Source organism: Yersinia sp. 1652 StPb PI (genome assembly GCF_041538345.1).
GTDB classification, from domain to species: Bacteria; Pseudomonadota; Gammaproteobacteria; order Enterobacterales; family Enterobacteriaceae; genus Yersinia; species Yersinia enterocolitica_E.
Map to the genome: position 1 here is coordinate 3,513,486 of NZ_JAULSM010000001.1, position 15,312 is coordinate 3,528,797.

Here is a 15,312-nt window from a genome sequence, read left to right on the forward strand (position 1 = left end):
TTCCTTATTCGAAATCACTCTGGCTCGAGAGGTAACAACAGCCGGTAGTTCACTGATTATACGCCCAGATGCTGCTGTCAGTAATTTCTTTTAGCCACGATATTATTCTGATGTTGGGATACACAAGCAGAGATTCAATCTATGTGATTCATAATGCACTAATAAGCCTGCTATTAACAAAGAAGCCCACAATCGCGGGCTTCAATAGATACTGGCAGGGATTTAGCTGACAGCAACTTGCCGTGGGTGCTTCTTATCCAGCTTGCCACTCAGTGTCACCAGTAATAGCGCACCAATAACAATCACGCCACCGATCCAAGGGGTCTGAGCCAACCCAACCCGGATAACTGTCTGCCCACCAATAATCGATCCTAACGCGATTCCGACATTAAACGCCGCGATATTCAGGCCCGAAGCAACGTCAACGGCATGTGGCGTATATTCTTGCGCTTTCTGCACCACATAAACTTGTAAACCGGGGACGTTACCAAAGGCAAAAATCCCCATGACCAGCAACGTAATTAATGCCGCAATACTGTGGTTGGCACTGAATTGGAAAACAAACAGTAAGACAGCAAGTGCGGTAAAAATAAAACTCAAAGCAGGTACTGCACCATGGCGGTCTGCGAGTTTACCGCCCCAGATATTGCCGATAGCGACCGATACCCCATACGCCAGTAAGATCCAACTCACTGCGGCAGGTGAGAATCCTGCCAGCTCTTGCATCACTGGCGCAAGGAAAGTAAACATGGTGAAGAAACCACCGTATCCCAAGGCGGTAATGGCATAAATCAGCAGTAAACGTGGGTGGGTAAACACCTGTAGTTGCTGCTTTATACTGGCTGAAGCCTTATTGGGAATATTACTGGGAACCAAAATGGCGCTGGCAATAATGGCAATGACCCCAATCAGTGACACCGCAAGGAAAGTCTCCCGCCAGCCAAAATGCTGGCCGATAAATGTCCCGAGCGGAACCCCAGTCACCAGTGCCACCGTTAAACCACCAAACATAATAGCAATCGCCGACGCCGCTTTCTCCTTTGGCACCAAACTGGTAGCAATAGTCGAACCAATCGAGAAGAACACACCGTGGGCCAGACCGGTGAGTAAACGAGCAACAACCAGAGTCTCATAACCAGGTGATTGCCAGGCTAATAAGTTCCCCAGGGTGAACAAGACCATCAAACCAATCAATAGCATTTTACGCGGTATGCGCCCGGTTAATGCGGTTAACACTGGAGCACCAATAGCAACGCCCAATGCATAGATTGAAACTAATAAACCGGCGGATGGCACAGAAACTACCAGTTGTTCTGCGATGGTCGGAACCAGCCCGACAATCACAAATTCAGTGGTACCAATAGCGAATGCACTGATGGTCAGTGCCCATAATGCAAGCGGCATAATTACTCCAGAAATACGGGTCAATTTGATAGCGGCTATTATGTACCTATGGTTAAATGACAAAAATGCTCAAAATATCAAAATATTTTTGCTGGAGTGGCAACAATGAAAGCGCATTCAGATGAACTGATTACTTTTGTTACCGTAGTGGAATGTGGCAGTTTTAGCCGTGCGGCAGAGCAACTCGATCAAGCTAATTCAGTCGTCAGCCGGACAGTAAAAAAACTCGAAAGCAAGCTAGGGGTGACGCTGTTAAATCGCACAACCCGGCAAATCAGCCTGACACAAGAAGGCGAGCACTACTTTCGGCGAGTGCAAAATATTCTGCGGGAAATGGCCACTGCGGAAAACGAGATACTCGATAATCAGTTAAATCCCAAAGGATTGCTGCGTATCGATGCTTCTACTCCAGTGGTGTTGCACATTCTGGCTCCGCTGATGGCGGAGTTTCGTCAGCGTTATCCGTTGGTGACATTATCACTGGTTTCGTCAGAAACCTTTATTAACCTAATTGAAAGAAAGGTTGATATTGCTATTCGGGTCGGCACGTTACAGGACTCAACCTTACGTGCCAGAAAGCTGATGACCAGTTACCGCCATATTTTGGCCTCACCGGCCTACCTAAAGCAACATGGCACCCCACAAACGGTGGCTGATTTACAGCATCATTTATGTCTGGGGTTCAATGATTTACCGGTGTTAAATCGTTGGCCGCTCGCAGGTGCTGATGGGCAACTTTATGAAATATATTCAGATTTAACGTCAAATAATGGGGAGACGCAACGCCGCCTTTGCCTTGAGGGAAATGGCATTGCTTGCTTATCGGATTTCATGATCAGAGGCGATCTACAACGCGGGGACTTAGTGCCGCTACTGGTAGAACAGACTCTACCCGTCGTTATGCCGATTAATGCGGTGTATTACAGTGATCAGGCCGTCAGTAACCGGCTGCGTTGTTTTATTGATTTTATCAATGAACGTCTGGCACAAATGTTCCCAGCAAAATAAAAAACCACCCAACATAGGGTGGTTCAGATAATGGTTTAAAGCGTGATCAATCCCATGCAGGTGCCAGGCCTTCAGGGCTGACTAACCTCTCACCACGATCCAACGACGCTATCAGTGCCATATCTTCGGCACTCAAGCGCAATTCCTGCGCTAACATGTTACTGGCCAGATTAGCGGCTTTGGTCGATGACGGGATCACGCTATAGCCCAGTTGCATCGCCCAGCTTAAAATCACCTGAGCGGGAGTGGCACCATGTTGCTCCGCAATCGTTTTAATCACGGGCTCTTCTAGCGCTTTACCATAAGCCAGCGTCATATAAGAAGTGATCGCTATGCCATTTTCTTTCGCAAATTCAACGACCTTACCGTTCTGTAATAAGGGTGACAGTTCGATTTGGTTGGTAGCAATTGCCTCGGCCCCCACCGCCGCAATGGCCTGTTTCATTAAATCGATGGTGAAGTTAGAAATACCAATCTGCCGGGTTAAGCCCAGCTCTTTGGCTTTCACTAATTCAGCCATAAATTCAGCGACGGGTACTTCATCGTTTGGCGAAGGCCAGTGAATCAATGTTAAATCCACATAGTCTGTTCTCAGCTTCTGCAAGCTCTCTTGCAGGCTAGGAATGAGCTTGCCCTGCGCTAAGTTAGCAATCCAAATCTTAGTGGTGATAAATAGCTCATCACGCTGGATGCCGCTTTGCGCAATAGCTTGGCCAACAGCTGCTTCATTTTCATATATTTGTGCGGTATCGATAACACGATAGCCCGCGGTTAATGCCTGACTCACTGAATCAATAACAACTTGATCTTGAAGACGAAAAGTTCCCAGGCCGAATGCAGGTACGCTCATAGTAATTCCTCATTTTGAATTTTTATCGTGCTTAGACATGTTTAAAATTGGCTGATTACCGGGGGCCATTTACCCGAGCCACCCGGTAAAAATCTGAACTGATTATGCCCAGAGTTTTATTGCCAAAAAATGCCATATTCAACACAATACTTTTGATAAAAAATCAACAATGAGGAAAGCAATGGCGGTTACGGCCAGCGACGGATCACCAATGAGGTGTTAATGCCGCCAAACGCGAAGTTATTTGTCTGGAAGAATTCGGTATCAATATAACGCCCCTCGCCCATCAGGTAATCCAGGTCACCACAGGCAGGATCAGGGTCAGTTAGATTAATGGTTGGTGCGAAACGCCCGGCCCGCATCATCTCCAGACTCATCCAGGCTTCAAGAGCACCGCAAGCCCCTAGGGTATGACCAAAATAACTTTTCAAAGAGGAAATGGGGGTCCGGTTACCAAAAACAGCCGCCGTAGCCTGGCTTTCTGCAATATCGCCACGTTCAGTCGCGGTACCATGAGCACTGATATAGCCAATATCAGCGGCAGCCAGGCCCGAGCTTAGTAACGCCTTTTCAATGCAGATTTGCATGGTCTCTTTTTGTGGTTGAGTAATATGGCTAGCATCGCAATTAGTATAAAAACCAATGATTTCACCGTAAATAGTGGCACCACGTGCTTTGGCGTGCTCCAGTTCTTCCAGAATCAACGTGCCAGCCCCTTCACCAATAACCAAGCCATCACGTTGGCGATCAAATGGCCTTGGTGATAATTTTGGTGAATCATTTAGCTGGCTAGTAGCAAACAAGGTATCAAATACCGCCGCCTCGGAAGGACACAGTTCCTCTGCACCACCAGCAACCATCACTTTCTGGTAGCCATGACGGATTGCTTCATAGGCATAACCAATTGCCTGACTACCTGACGTACAAGCACTTGAGGTAGGAATAACCCGCCCGCGCAACCCAAAAAACAGCCCAGTATTCACCGCCGCCGTATGCGGCATCATTTGCACATAGGTGGTGCCGGTAATATTGTTGGTGTGTTTTTCGGTTAACATTGTGGCAAATTCACTCACCGGCTTAGTGCTACCGGTAGAAGAGCCATAGGCAATCCCTGTATCCCCATTGGTAAGTACATCTTCCCCCATCAGACCCGCTTGCTCTAGCGCCAGCTCAGTGGCTCTGGTGGCCAATAAGGATACCCGCCCCATCGAGCGGATGCGTTTACGGGTGTAATGTGCGGGCACCACAAAATCATCAATCGGCGCACCTAAATGGGTATTCAACCCCTGATATTCTTCCCACTGCGGCAGATATTGCACCGCATTTTGACCGGCATAAATACGTGCTGAAATATCCGCCCAGTTATTGCCAAAAGCAGTGACCCCACTCATGCCGGTAATCACAACTCTATTGATGGCAACCATCCTGCTGCTCATACCATTCCTCCATTAATTGAAATCACCTGACGCGTGACATAACCGGCGATATCTGACATCAGGTAACTGGCTAAACCAGCCACCTCTTCAGCCTCTCCCATCCGTTTAAGTGGGATCATCCGCATGGCTTCTTGCAGCGCGATAGGCTCCATATTGATCATGCCAGTATCAATCAACCCAGGTGCAATACAATTCACGGTAATCTTGCGTTTAGCCAACTCCAGCGCCAGAGCCTTACAAGCCCCGATAATCCCCGCTTTAGCCGCACTGTAATTCACCTGACCACGATTCCCCACCACACCGGAGACCGAAGAAAGCGCAATAATGCGCCCGCCGTTACGTAAACCGATCATCGGCATTACGCAGGGGTGCAACACATTATAGAAACTGTCCAGATTGGTATGAATGACGCCATCCCAATCCTCTTGCGTCAATGCTGGGAATGCACCATCACGCGTGATACCGGCATTGTTCACCACACCGTAGTAAGCGCCATGAGTGGCGATATCCTGCTCGAGTACCTCTTTACACTGCGGCCTGTCGCTGATATCAAAACAGATCAAGCGCCCTTCACCACCCGCCTCAATAATCTGAGCCAGTGTCGCTTCACCGCCAGTAAGATCTTGGTGATAATGAACAACCACTAAAAAACCATCCGCAGCCAGACGGTGTGCGATGGCCCGCCCGATCCCTTTGCTGGCCCCGGTGACTAAAACAGAACGCTTCATGCGCCTTTCCCCAATGTGAGTTTTTTTATTTCTTCGGCATCTGGCTGATAAGTATTTAGCCGACCACGAGCAACCTGCTTTCCAGCCATGTTGATACTGCACTCGAAACTGCCAATTTTTTCATCTTGCAGGATTAACTGGACACAAACCTGAAGTTCGCTACCCGCAGGAAATGCCGGTAATTCACAGCTGATAGCTCGCCCACCAAGTAGCATCCCTATCGTGGGAGGTATCGCTTGCGCCAAGCCATGCCAGCCACGCCACACGCCGATAGTTTGTGCCATTAATTCGATAGCAAACCAGTTGGGGAGGCAGCCCTGAGCATCGAGGAACGGCGCAAGCACCCCATGCTTACTCAAGGTGACCCTGCATTCAGCCCCGTCCTCCCCTACCCAATGGACGTTATCCAGCATCACCATTGGTGATTGATGTGGGAGGTAATGTTCAGCGGAATACGCCATCAGCCGGCTCCTAATATCACACACGCATTGTTGCCACCAAAAGCGAATGAGTTCGACAAAATAACCGGGGTTTTAAGTACTTCCGGCTTGGTGACCAAATTAATCTCGGCCAAAGTAGTATCCCAAGAAGCATGAGAAAAATCTTGTACTGGTAAGGGTAGAGTCCGGCTCAATATCAGCCAACTGAGTGCCGCCTCTGTGGCCCCAGCGGCCCCCAGCGTATGCCCGGTAAGATGTTTAGTTGAACTACAAGGTGTCTGATGACCAAAAACCCTATTCACGACCTGCGCTTCTATCTGATCATTTAACCGCGTCGCCGTGCCATGCAGATTGATGTAGCCCACATCAGCGGGCTGCAACTCTGCCTGACGTAATGCCATCCTGATAGCCTGTTCCGCCCCATGCCCTTCAGGATGGGGGGCGGACATATGCCAGGCATCGGAGGACTCCCCAACCCCGAGTAACGCTACAGGTGAAGGTTCACGTGATAATAAAATCAACGCCGCTGCCTCACCCACGTTGATCCCTTGGCGCTCGGCGGCAAAAGGGGTACAACGCTCAGCTGAAAGTGACTCCAGGCTATGAAAACCATTGATGGGCATACGACATAAACTGTCAGCGCCACCGACTATCGCCGCATCGACTATTCCAGACTCGATCAAACGCTTACCGCTGATAATCGCCCGTACACTGGAAGAACAAGCCGTAGACACGGTATAACTCGGGCCATTCAGCCCCAAATAACGCGAGAGGAAGATGCCAGGATCGCCTAACTCCTGCTGTTGATAGTGATACCCTGGCGGAAACTGCCCGGCGACGTCACCAGAACCAGGCTGATATTCTCTAACCGCCCGTTCCCCCTCAAAAATACCTGAGGTGCTGGTTCCCATAATCACAGCAACCCGTGATACACCATAGCGAAGAATGCATGCGGAAACCTCAGGTTGAATCTGTGACAATGCCGCCAACAACAGGCGATTATTCCGGCTATTGTGCTGCGAAAGTGGCTCGGGCAAAGTAGGCAATTCAGTATTCACCGCACCCAGCCAAATCGGGGAATCACCCAAGAGCCACCCTTGCTGGGGGGCCATGCCTGGGGCTAACCCGGCACTAAGGCTCGCACTCACTTCAGACAATGAGCTGCCTAACGCATTAACCATGCCAACAGCAGAGAAATAGACCATCGCTGTTACTCCTCCACATTTTGGATAGTAATACGGTAGTGAAAGACAAATTGCTCAATAGTGATAGGCTTACGGGTGTTACCTGATAGCTGGTAGCGAATCTCTGTCACTATTTGGTTTTTGTCATCATAGAGTCTGCGTGTATCCCCTTCATCCACCAGCCGCCAATTTTCGGGTAATAACGGACGCCATGATGTGATGGGCCAATAACTCAGCATAATATCGGCAAGAACCTGATTTGCTGGAGGTAATCCAACAATTTTCATGGTTTGCTCTAAATGAATACCTTGCAGGTCATAGGAAACCTTGAACAAGCGGATCCCAAGCGGCGACAGCCCCACCAAGGTTAAGCGCTGCCCATCAGCCTGAAGCAACACTAATAATGACTGCTGCTTCCCCTGCGCTGTTGCGGTCAGTAATTGCTGCTGATTGATAGGTTGTGCCAAAGTCGGTGGCGGCAAAGCGACCCGCACTCCGGGCTTAAGCCAGGCTTTAGGCTGTGTTTGGTCCGGCGAACTGGCACACCCTACAATCAATAAGGCTAAAACGAGTAACACCCCACAGCGTTTATAATTCACGCTGGCTCTCCTTTTGGCTTGGGCAGCGCCAGAGGCGCTAATAAGAAGGCTGTAAACACACCACTACTCAGCACAATGCCAAAGCTACTGATGGCTTGGGTGTGGCTAAATACCAGCATGCCGAAAGTCAGTTGCGTGGTGAACACCGCCATAAAAATAGCAAACATTGACGTGCTAGGCGTCCCTCGGGGATTGGTAAAGAACAGGGTATAATTGATGCCAATCCCCAGAACCAATATTAATGCCAGCAACGAGAAGAGATTTAACGAGTGGCCGGTAAGAGAAAGTACCGCCAGCCCCATCCCCAATGAAAGTATCGTCGGTGCCACACAATAGAGGCCGCGACGCAGACCCAGGCGCCAGCAATAGACTACAGCTATAGCAACCACTGCAATGAGTAACAACCATGATAGATAGGCACGGTAAAGAGAAAATAGCGCATTGAACTCTGTTTTCCTGTCAACCCAAGTCACTCCTGGCACGGACTCCGCTAACTGTTGCAGTGCCGCCGGATTACTGACACCACTTACCGGCACCAACATCGCCGTGCGCCCATCAGGCAATGAGAGCCAAAGCAATCGCCAGCCCTCACTGACCACCGAGCCAAGCCATTGCTCCGGGGTCACCCATGTCTTCTGGTTGCCTTGTGCTGGCAAGTCTGGCAGAGAAACGCTAATACCCGCCTGTTGCAATTGGTGGATAATAGTTGGCGCGGTTTGCTCAAGTAATGCCAGATTTTGTTGCTGCCGCAATAATGATGGCAACGGCAACACACGATAACTTTCAATCCATCCAGCCTTTTTCGCCTGTGATAGCTGTGGTGAGAATTGCTCCAGACGTTGCAATGCCTGCTCAGTATTATCACCATACACAACGAACCATTTCTGGTCGCTGTGCTGGCCGGTAAGTGCCGCAATGCGCTGTTCCTGTTGCTGGAACTCACGCGGCATCGCCTGTAATTCACTGATATCGTCATTAATTTTTAATGTGGCTAACCCACTGATAGTCAAAATAGCAATCAGGGCCGGCAAGCCTAAACGTAACATTCGGTTGTTTTGCCAACTCTCTAGCCACAGATAAATAAGCTTTAGGCGCGGAACCGGGCGCACCGGCAACCGTTTAGCCAATATCGGATACCAACACATCACCGTGATACAGGCGGCGGTTAGCCCTGCGGCGGCAAAAACAGCCAATTGCTGCAACCCAGGGAAAGGCGCAATAAGCAGAATCAGATAGGCAATTACGGTGGTGAGTAGCGCCATTGACAGGGCTGGGAAAAGTTTTGCCAGGCTCTCCAATGGCGTCGTTTGACCACCGTGTGCCATGCGGTCTGTCAGGTAATAAAGCGTGTAATCCGCTGAAATACCAATGATACTGGCACTCAATACCAGCGTCATAACATGGACTTCGCCAAAAACCAGTAACGTGGCAACCGCCCCAGCCAATGCCCCAATAGTTATTGATAAAAGGCATAAGGCGAGTGGCAATAGCGATTTAAACATTATCAATATCAGCAGGAATACACCGGCGACGGAGATCAAACCAATGGTCGAGATATCACTTTCAGCCTGCTGACTCGCGTAATTACTGTAAAAAAGCGTGCCGCGTTCCAAGACTTCAGTACCGGGCCAACGCTGCTGAAGCTGCTGCTTTAATTCAGCCAATGACTCAACGGTGCTACGGGCACTGGCCATATCATAAGATGAAGCGCGTAATTCACCGTGAATCAAATACCATGGGCGGCCCTGACTATCTTTCGCCACCAGCCAGCCCTTACTGATACTTAATGCCCCACTGTTTTGTTGTTGCGCTAATTGAGAGCCACGAACCAACAGTAAAGGATCATACTGCAACTCTTTACCACTCACGCCAGCAAATGCCGAATACGCCTGCCCCAATATCCACTGAGCCTGCGCCGCTCCACCATGGCTTAATCGCAGACGGGTAGCCTCATCCAACAATACATTACGATGCTGAAAGAAAAAGGCGCCCCACTCCTGTAAACGTTGAGCAGTCATCTCACCACTGACCTGATGCAGCGCAGGCATTTTTTGTAACTGCTGCAACCACCAGTTCACCGGAGCCAATTGGTCTTCTGCTGGGCTAACCAGCCACACTAATTGGCGATCCAGACGCTGATTAAACCCTGCGGTTAATTCGACAGGTACGCCAGTCAACTCCTGCTTGGGCAATAGTGCCAAGACACTGCTGTTAATCTGACTACGCGGGATCAGCCAGAGTAATGTTGCCAGTAACAGCAAACAGATAAGTAACCAGCCGATAGCCAGTTTTCGATGGCAATCAGTGCGCAAAAAGCTGCTGTTCGGCATGGCTCAGTATCTTAGGTTCAGTTAATTGGTTGAAAAACCGGATGTGGGTCCCATCTCCCTGCATATCTTCAATATCGATAGTTTCCAGAAAATATTGACCGTGCAACGTGATGCTTTTAAAGAGCTTATCCAATGGCGTGGTTTTCGGGGTGAGCACTAACACCCAACGCTCCTGGCCACTATCAGTGAAAGCTAAGGTAAAATTCTGCTCCAAAATCGACGTGTCAGCATGAAATAGTGCCGTTAATAAGTGATTAAATTGGAACATTTGCGGATTGCTGTCAGCAGTAATAACCTGCGCAGGCTGGCCGGCCATGGTTTGCACCATGCGCTTATCGTCGAGTAGCAGTGTCAGAACGAAAGGTTGCTGCTGTGACCACCACAGCCCTTTATCCTGTGAAATCAGCAAATTACCACTTGATTTTAAAGGTTTATTCATTCCACTAATAGTGCGCTGCTGTTCAAATTCGGCGCGCAACACCGGTTGTTCGCTGAATCGTTGTTGTAATGATGCCAACGTTACCGCATGAGCGCTGATACTTAGACACAGTAAGAGAACGGTGAATATCGATTTCATGAGACGATACCCATTCTTTCCAGCAGTACCGGCGGTGAAACAAAGCTCATTTCTTTCGTGGATGCTTTAACGGCAACCTGAATGGTGTAGCCGGTTGTCATGCGCTTCCCACTGGTCGCATCATAAATCTGGTAACCAATACGTAAGCGGTTCTCATATTCTTCAATAGAGGCACAAATATGAATACGCTGTTCAAATTCGAGCGGAGCAATGTATTTCACTCGCGTATCAACTATTGGCCACACATAGCCTGACGCTTGCATCGCGCGGTAGCCATAATCAATTTGATTCAGTAAAGCCTCACGAGCAATTTCAAAATAACGGAAATAATTGCCATGCCACACCACCCCCATAGGGTCAATATCATGAAACGGGATATTGTGAACTATCCGGGTAGTAAAACGCGGGTCATCGGGTAAATTCATGTCACTGATTTCCTTGGTTTGGCTTTTCATCGTTTAAATGCCAAAAATCATAAAAATTAAACCAATCGAGCGGCGCTAATAAACTGTAGTGCTCCAGGCGGGCGGCGTAACTATCCACTGCCTGTTGCAATGCCGACTGACGATTTGCTCGCGGTAATATCAATGGATCGGCGAAAGGTTCAAAATAAACATGTAATCGGGCAGCAGATGCGGGATCAATAACACCTGATGGTGCAGCCAACTTCCCTTGCCCGCCGAGTTTTAAACCAAACATCAAAAACACCGGGCAGCGCAATGCCGCAGCTAACGCAAACGGCCCAACCGGGAAAGGTGCTGGGTGGCCTAAGAAGGTGCTCCAAATGACTCTTGGTTGGTTATCTCGTTGATAAGGGCTAACGGAGGTTCTGTCACCAACAATCGCGACCCACTCCCCTTCATCCAGCTTCTGGCGCAATAAAATGGCGGTATCAGGTCCAATTGAGGTTACCTGGATAAGGTTAATCAATGCGTGTGGGTTAATCTCCTGCATGACCTGATTAAAACGGGCGGCATGCTGGGTAAAGACCAATGCATTAACTTTTACACCAACAGATAGCTCAGCCAAAGCACGACAAGATTCAATATCACCTAAATGCGATGCCAGAATTAGCGCCCCCTGACGGCTGGCAATTTGTGCCTCACAGCGCTCACGCCCAACCAAAACCACATCTTTACCCATCACTAAATCCCCTTGCCAGCTCGCCAGTTTATCGAGCATCGACTCACCAAACCGCATGAAATGGCGGAAGCTGTTTAAGGATGCCGGTAAGGGGTGATTTTTCTGTTTGGCGAAAGCCGTAAGCTGTTGTAAATAATGGTTTGATGCCTGGCGCTGACGATGACCGGTAAGCCAAAAATAGCCAATAACAGGATATAACAACAGGTTAAAAGTTGTGCGCCCCAGAATTTTATAACTGCGTAACATCAAGCGCATCCCCCACAAACCATTGCGTTCTTTCGTCTGGGACCAATGGTGCTCGGGCTTTTGCATGTTACGCTTTAGCAACGCAGGAATACGCGGCAACATGCCAAAAAATAGCCGGGTATGCATCCACGAAATACGTAAGTTGTCATGCAGCGCATCAAAATGTGAAATACCTTCTGCGGGATAGGTGACCTGTGTTGGCAAGAACCGGCTCTCAGTTCCCTGCCAATATAATCTCACCATCACCTCAGTATCAAAATCCATTCGCACACCCAATGGGTGCCGGGCAGCCAAAGCCTGTGTTTCGGCAATCGGATAAACGCGAAAACCACACATACTGTCTTTCAGCGACAGAGATAAGGTTTCGATCCATACCCAGAAGTGGGTGATATAGCGGCCATAAAGCCGCGCCTTCGGTACTGACTCATCGTAAACCGGCCGCCCTGAAATCAAATGATGGGGGTATTTCTCCGCCTCGAGCAGCATTATTGGAATATCAGATAATTGGTGCTGACCATCAGCATCGACTTGTAGCGCATGGCTGTAACCCTGCTTTTGTGCCACGCTCAATCCATTCAGAACGGCATGCCCCTTCCCCCGATTTTCGGGTTGTGTTATTAGCACCACCCACGGGTATTTCGCCGCCAGGCGTGTTAGCTCATTGGCAGTATCAACATCACTGCCATCATCAATTATCAGACACGGCAATTGATACATAGCCAACTGAGATAAGACACCCGCCATAGTCTCACCATGATTGAAACAAGGGATAACCACGCACGGTGCGAAAGTGGTTACTGACATAGGGATATTTTTCCACTACTGGCAGTTATTTCGCCATGGACAAGGTACTTAAACATCAGTTTATGATTTGTTCGTTCCCAATTAAGTACGAGAGTGACTTCATCATCAGGCATCAGTGGCCGCTGGAATTTTACGACATCGATACTTCTCACGACCGGCAACTGACCCAGTAGCTGATTGGCGTAGTGCATAACCCAATTGATTTGTGCGACTCCGGGCAATATTGGACAGGTGGGGAAATGACCACTAAACCACAGTAAATCAGCAGGTAATAAGAGATCGATGCTGGCAAAGTGATCACCTGTTATTTGCTGACTGACGACGACGGGCAACATCATAAGAATAGCTCCTGTAAGCGGGCATAATCACGCTTCCCTTGTGGATTCAGCGGGATAACATCAATCACACGTAAACGACGAGGAACAGAGACCGGCTCAAGCCAGTGACGCAAAGTGTTGCGTAAGCGTTGAGTAAAAGCCCTCAATGACGCGGCTGCAAGTTGCTCTTTACCTGTGTCGGTCAATACCACAACAGCAGCTATGTTCACTCTTTCGTTTTGGCTTAAGACCAATACCGTCGCATCTGCAATTTCAGGAAGTGATATTAAGCGCTGTTCTATCTCGGTGAGTGAAACACGCTTCTCTTCTATTTTAACTATTCGATCTTTACGCCCCAGCAGATAAAAACGCTGCCGGTTATCAGATAGCTCAATAATATCGCTCATTGGTATACCTGTTGATTCAGGTATCAAGGCAGAGTAAACAGTGAAAGTATTGTCGCTGTTGATGTCCAAACTGACACCGGAGAAAAACTGCCATGCTTGTTCAGGTGCTGATTGGTGGCGATAAGCAATAACACCGGTTTCAGTGGCACCATAAATCTCTGTTGGCAATGTACCCAGTGTATTTAAGGTAGATTGCGCATCCTGATAACCGAGCGGCCCGCCAGCGGAAAATATCTGTCGACACAAAATCGGCGACAATTTTGTATCCATGCGCTTTAAAAATGCCGGACTGCTGATAAATATCGGTGAACAAGATTCAGGTAGTGACTGAAGTTGTTCATGATAACCAATCAACTCAGCCTGAAAGGGAATACCCAGCGAGAGGGGTAAAAAGATACGAAAAGTCAGCCCGTATAAATGTTGATGAGACACCGACGCAACAATTAATGGGTTATTCTTTCTATCAAAACGCCCTCCCCATTGAACAGCCAGCCAATGGCTTTCGGTATCCAAACTCGCAACAGATTTAACGACTGCTTTGGGAGCCCCCGTAGAACCTGAGGTGAAGAGGATTAATGACGCAGCAGAAGGCCAATCAGGTAGTGGATGATAGGCAGCCTCACTAAAGGCATGGCTTGCGACTATAACGCTTGGACAGGCAAGATTCAGTAATTGATCCGTCAGCAGGCCATCAAACTCATGCAATTGCTCTTTGAGAACGGCCTCACGTGCATGGCCGAAAATTACCGGCGTTTTTTGGCAATACAGCGTAGCCAGCAGTGCAACAGTAAACCAATAGCTATTTTCAAAACATAATGCCCAGCGCTGGTTGGGTAAAAAATTAATTTTATTAAATAGATAGGTAACATCGCACCTGAATTGACTCAAGGTTATGATCTTTGCGCCACACATGGCGATAACCAGGCCATCATCCCGAGAATGATCCAACCAATTCGCCATGGGTAGATTTACTGCTGTTGAACCCTTTTCCTGATTATCCATTCCAGACCCATCAAAGAACCAATAAGTAAATAGCTCAAGCCACCGTTATATAAAGCCCATATATGCATATTGCCGTATAAACAGGTCGCCAGAGCAATGGTGCCATTTACTGCAAAAAATCCGCACCATACCTGTGTCACCTTTCGGGTATAAGCCACCGCTCGGGAAGATAATTCAGGCTCGGACAGCCTTGCCAATCTTTCAATGATGGGTGGGGGGCGAAATAAAGAATAGGAAAACAGCATCAGTAAAATGATGTTTACCACGACAGGATAAAACAACAACCACTGCGCCTTGCCTAAACCCCAGCTTGCCAAAGACAGAATAATGCCAGCAAGCGCCAGCGCTTTACCTAACCAAAGTTGTTGCTTAATTTTGCTGCGCACGGTAACGAGGCGCAATGTAAACATTAATAACAATATTGGCGCTAATACCTGCATTCCCCAGCGCGACAAACCAAACCATACCGCCAGTGGGTAGACTGTAAGTGCAATAACGGTGAGGATTTTGAGCAAAACAGTCAGGCGACCAATGAATAAATTACGCTGATTAGCTGTCACCTGATTTCACCATTTACGACTTGGTGTTTAATAAATTATCGACGGCATCGACAATATCTTGAACCGTTCGAACGGATTTGAACATTTCCGGCATTATTTTTTTACCCGTCACTTTCTGCAAATGTACAACCAGATCGACAGCATCAATACTGTCTAGCTCTAACTCTTCATAAAGCCGTGATTCTGGTTTGATGTCAGCTTCATCAATTTCAAAAAGCTTAACCAGAAGAGCTGTAATTTGCTGATAAATTTCTTGTTTTTCCATTATGACAATATC

Annotated in this window: 16 protein-coding genes; 1 reads left to right on the forward strand and 15 read right to left on the reverse strand. The window is 48.3% G+C overall.

Annotation, left to right across the window (positions count from 1 at the left end):
- Positions 1-222: 222 nt before the first annotated feature.
- Positions 223-1,404, reverse strand: a complete 1,182-nt coding sequence (locus tag Q2T71_RS16020) for an MFS transporter (RefSeq protein WP_372559735.1) — start codon at positions 1,402-1,404, stop codon at positions 223-225.
- Positions 1,405-1,509: 105 nt separating this feature from the next.
- Between Q2T71_RS16020 and yafC the strand changes: the two genes are divergently transcribed.
- The gene (gene yafC, locus Q2T71_RS16025; protein WP_372559736.1) at positions 1,510-2,412 is read left to right on the forward strand and encodes a DNA-binding transcriptional regulator YafC; all 903 of its coding nucleotides are present in this window, start codon (positions 1,510-1,512) and stop codon (positions 2,410-2,412) included.
- Between the two features lie 46 nt (positions 2,413-2,458).
- On the opposite strand, the gene dkgB is transcribed toward yafC, so the two are convergent.
- The 14 genes from dkgB to Q2T71_RS16095 form a co-directional block, all read right to left on the reverse strand.
- Positions 2,459-3,262: a 2,5-didehydrogluconate reductase DkgB gene (gene dkgB, locus Q2T71_RS16030; RefSeq protein ID WP_372559737.1), complete on the reverse strand. Its 804-nt coding sequence runs from the start codon at positions 3,260-3,262 to the stop codon at positions 2,459-2,461.
- A gap of 188 nt (positions 3,263-3,450) precedes the next feature.
- Positions 3,451-4,686 carry a beta-ketoacyl-ACP synthase gene (locus Q2T71_RS16035; protein ID WP_372559943.1) on the reverse strand — a complete coding sequence of 412 codons (1,236 nt, stop codon included), beginning with the start codon at positions 4,684-4,686 and terminating at the stop codon, positions 3,451-3,453.
- An 8-nt stretch (positions 4,687-4,694) separates the two neighbouring features.
- Positions 4,695-5,426 (reverse strand): 3-ketoacyl-ACP reductase FabG2, encoded by a 732-nt coding sequence (locus Q2T71_RS16040; protein ID WP_372559738.1) that lies wholly within the window; start codon positions 5,424-5,426, stop codon positions 4,695-4,697.
- Positions 5,423-5,887 carry a 3-hydroxy-fatty acyl-ACP dehydratase gene (locus Q2T71_RS16045; RefSeq protein WP_372559739.1) on the reverse strand — a complete coding sequence of 155 codons (465 nt, stop codon included), beginning with the start codon at positions 5,885-5,887 and terminating at the stop codon, positions 5,423-5,425. The genes Q2T71_RS16040 and Q2T71_RS16045 overlap by 4 nt, the downstream gene beginning before the upstream one ends.
- The gene (locus Q2T71_RS16050; RefSeq protein ID WP_372559740.1) at positions 5,887-7,071 is read right to left on the reverse strand and encodes a beta-ketoacyl-[acyl-carrier-protein] synthase family protein; all 1,185 of its coding nucleotides are present in this window, start codon (positions 7,069-7,071) and stop codon (positions 5,887-5,889) included. Before Q2T71_RS16050 ends, Q2T71_RS16045 begins: the two co-directional genes overlap by 1 nt.
- Before the next feature lie 5 nt (positions 7,072-7,076).
- Entirely contained in the window at positions 7,077-7,649 is a 573-nt protein-coding gene (locus Q2T71_RS16055; RefSeq protein WP_372559741.1) for a DUF3261 domain-containing protein, read from the reverse strand.
- On the reverse strand, positions 7,646-9,979 hold the full coding sequence (locus Q2T71_RS16060) for an MMPL family transporter (RefSeq protein WP_372559742.1): 2,334 nt from the start codon (positions 9,977-9,979) through the stop codon (positions 7,646-7,648). The genes Q2T71_RS16055 and Q2T71_RS16060 overlap by 4 nt, the downstream gene beginning before the upstream one ends.
- Complete coding sequence (locus Q2T71_RS16065) at positions 9,951-10,556, reverse strand: outer membrane lipoprotein carrier protein LolA (RefSeq protein ID WP_372559743.1); 606 nt, start codon at positions 10,554-10,556, stop codon at positions 9,951-9,953. The genes Q2T71_RS16060 and Q2T71_RS16065 overlap by 29 nt, the downstream gene beginning before the upstream one ends.
- Positions 10,553-10,981 (reverse strand): acyl-CoA thioesterase, encoded by a 429-nt coding sequence (locus tag Q2T71_RS16070; protein WP_372559744.1) that lies wholly within the window; start codon positions 10,979-10,981, stop codon positions 10,553-10,555. The genes Q2T71_RS16065 and Q2T71_RS16070 overlap by 4 nt, the downstream gene beginning before the upstream one ends.
- Position 10,982: 1 nt before the next feature.
- Positions 10,983-12,749 (reverse strand): glycosyltransferase, encoded by a 1,767-nt coding sequence (locus Q2T71_RS16075; RefSeq protein ID WP_372559745.1) that lies wholly within the window; start codon positions 12,747-12,749, stop codon positions 10,983-10,985.
- Positions 12,740-13,087 carry a hydroxymyristoyl-ACP dehydratase gene (locus Q2T71_RS16080; RefSeq protein WP_372559746.1) on the reverse strand — a complete coding sequence of 116 codons (348 nt, stop codon included), beginning with the start codon at positions 13,085-13,087 and terminating at the stop codon, positions 12,740-12,742. The genes Q2T71_RS16075 and Q2T71_RS16080 overlap by 10 nt, the downstream gene beginning before the upstream one ends.
- Positions 13,084-14,433 (reverse strand): AMP-binding protein, encoded by a 1,350-nt coding sequence (locus tag Q2T71_RS16085; protein ID WP_372559944.1) that lies wholly within the window; start codon positions 14,431-14,433, stop codon positions 13,084-13,086. The genes Q2T71_RS16080 and Q2T71_RS16085 overlap by 4 nt, the downstream gene beginning before the upstream one ends.
- 8 nt (positions 14,434-14,441) lie before the next feature.
- Entirely contained in the window at positions 14,442-15,035 is a 594-nt protein-coding gene (locus Q2T71_RS16090; RefSeq protein ID WP_372559747.1) for a hypothetical protein, read from the reverse strand.
- Between the two features lie 13 nt (positions 15,036-15,048).
- Positions 15,049-15,300 carry an acyl carrier protein gene (locus Q2T71_RS16095; protein ID WP_083162978.1) on the reverse strand — a complete coding sequence of 84 codons (252 nt, stop codon included), beginning with the start codon at positions 15,298-15,300 and terminating at the stop codon, positions 15,049-15,051.
- Between the last annotated feature and the right edge of the window lie 12 nt (positions 15,301-15,312).

Excerpts from the sequence above, each read along its gene's own strand:
- Q2T71_RS16020 (WP_372559735.1), bottom strand. The coding sequence starts at position 1,404 with ATGCCGCTTGCATTATGGGCACTGACCATCAGTGCATTCGCTATTGGT.
- yafC (WP_372559736.1), top strand. The coding sequence starts at position 1,510 with ATGAAAGCGCATTCAGATGAACTGATTACTTTTGTTACCGTAGTGGAA.
- dkgB (WP_372559737.1), bottom strand. The coding sequence starts at position 3,262 with ATGAGCGTACCTGCATTCGGCCTGGGAACTTTTCGTCTTCAAGATCAA.
- Q2T71_RS16035 (WP_372559943.1), bottom strand. The coding sequence starts at position 4,686 with ATGGTTGCCATCAATAGAGTTGTGATTACCGGCATGAGTGGGGTCACT.
- Q2T71_RS16040 (WP_372559738.1), bottom strand. The coding sequence starts at position 5,426 with ATGAAGCGTTCTGTTTTAGTCACCGGGGCCAGCAAAGGGATCGGGCGG.
- Q2T71_RS16045 (WP_372559739.1), bottom strand. The coding sequence starts at position 5,887 with ATGGCGTATTCCGCTGAACATTACCTCCCACATCAATCACCAATGGTG.
- Q2T71_RS16050 (WP_372559740.1), bottom strand. The coding sequence starts at position 7,071 with ATGGTCTATTTCTCTGCTGTTGGCATGGTTAATGCGTTAGGCAGCTCA.
- Q2T71_RS16060 (WP_372559742.1), bottom strand. The coding sequence starts at position 9,979 with ATGCCGAACAGCAGCTTTTTGCGCACTGATTGCCATCGAAAACTGGCT.
- Q2T71_RS16065 (WP_372559743.1), bottom strand. The coding sequence starts at position 10,556 with ATGAAATCGATATTCACCGTTCTCTTACTGTGTCTAAGTATCAGCGCT.
- Q2T71_RS16070 (WP_372559744.1), bottom strand. The coding sequence starts at position 10,981 with ATGAATTTACCCGATGACCCGCGTTTTACTACCCGGATAGTTCACAAT.
- Q2T71_RS16075 (WP_372559745.1), bottom strand. The coding sequence starts at position 12,749 with ATGTCAGTAACCACTTTCGCACCGTGCGTGGTTATCCCTTGTTTCAAT.
- Q2T71_RS16080 (WP_372559746.1), bottom strand. The coding sequence starts at position 13,087 with ATGATGTTGCCCGTCGTCGTCAGTCAGCAAATAACAGGTGATCACTTT.
- Q2T71_RS16085 (WP_372559944.1), bottom strand. The coding sequence starts at position 14,433 with ATGGCGAATTGGTTGGATCATTCTCGGGATGATGGCCTGGTTATCGCC.
- Q2T71_RS16095 (WP_083162978.1), bottom strand. The coding sequence starts at position 15,300 with ATGGAAAAACAAGAAATTTATCAGCAAATTACAGCTCTTCTGGTTAAG.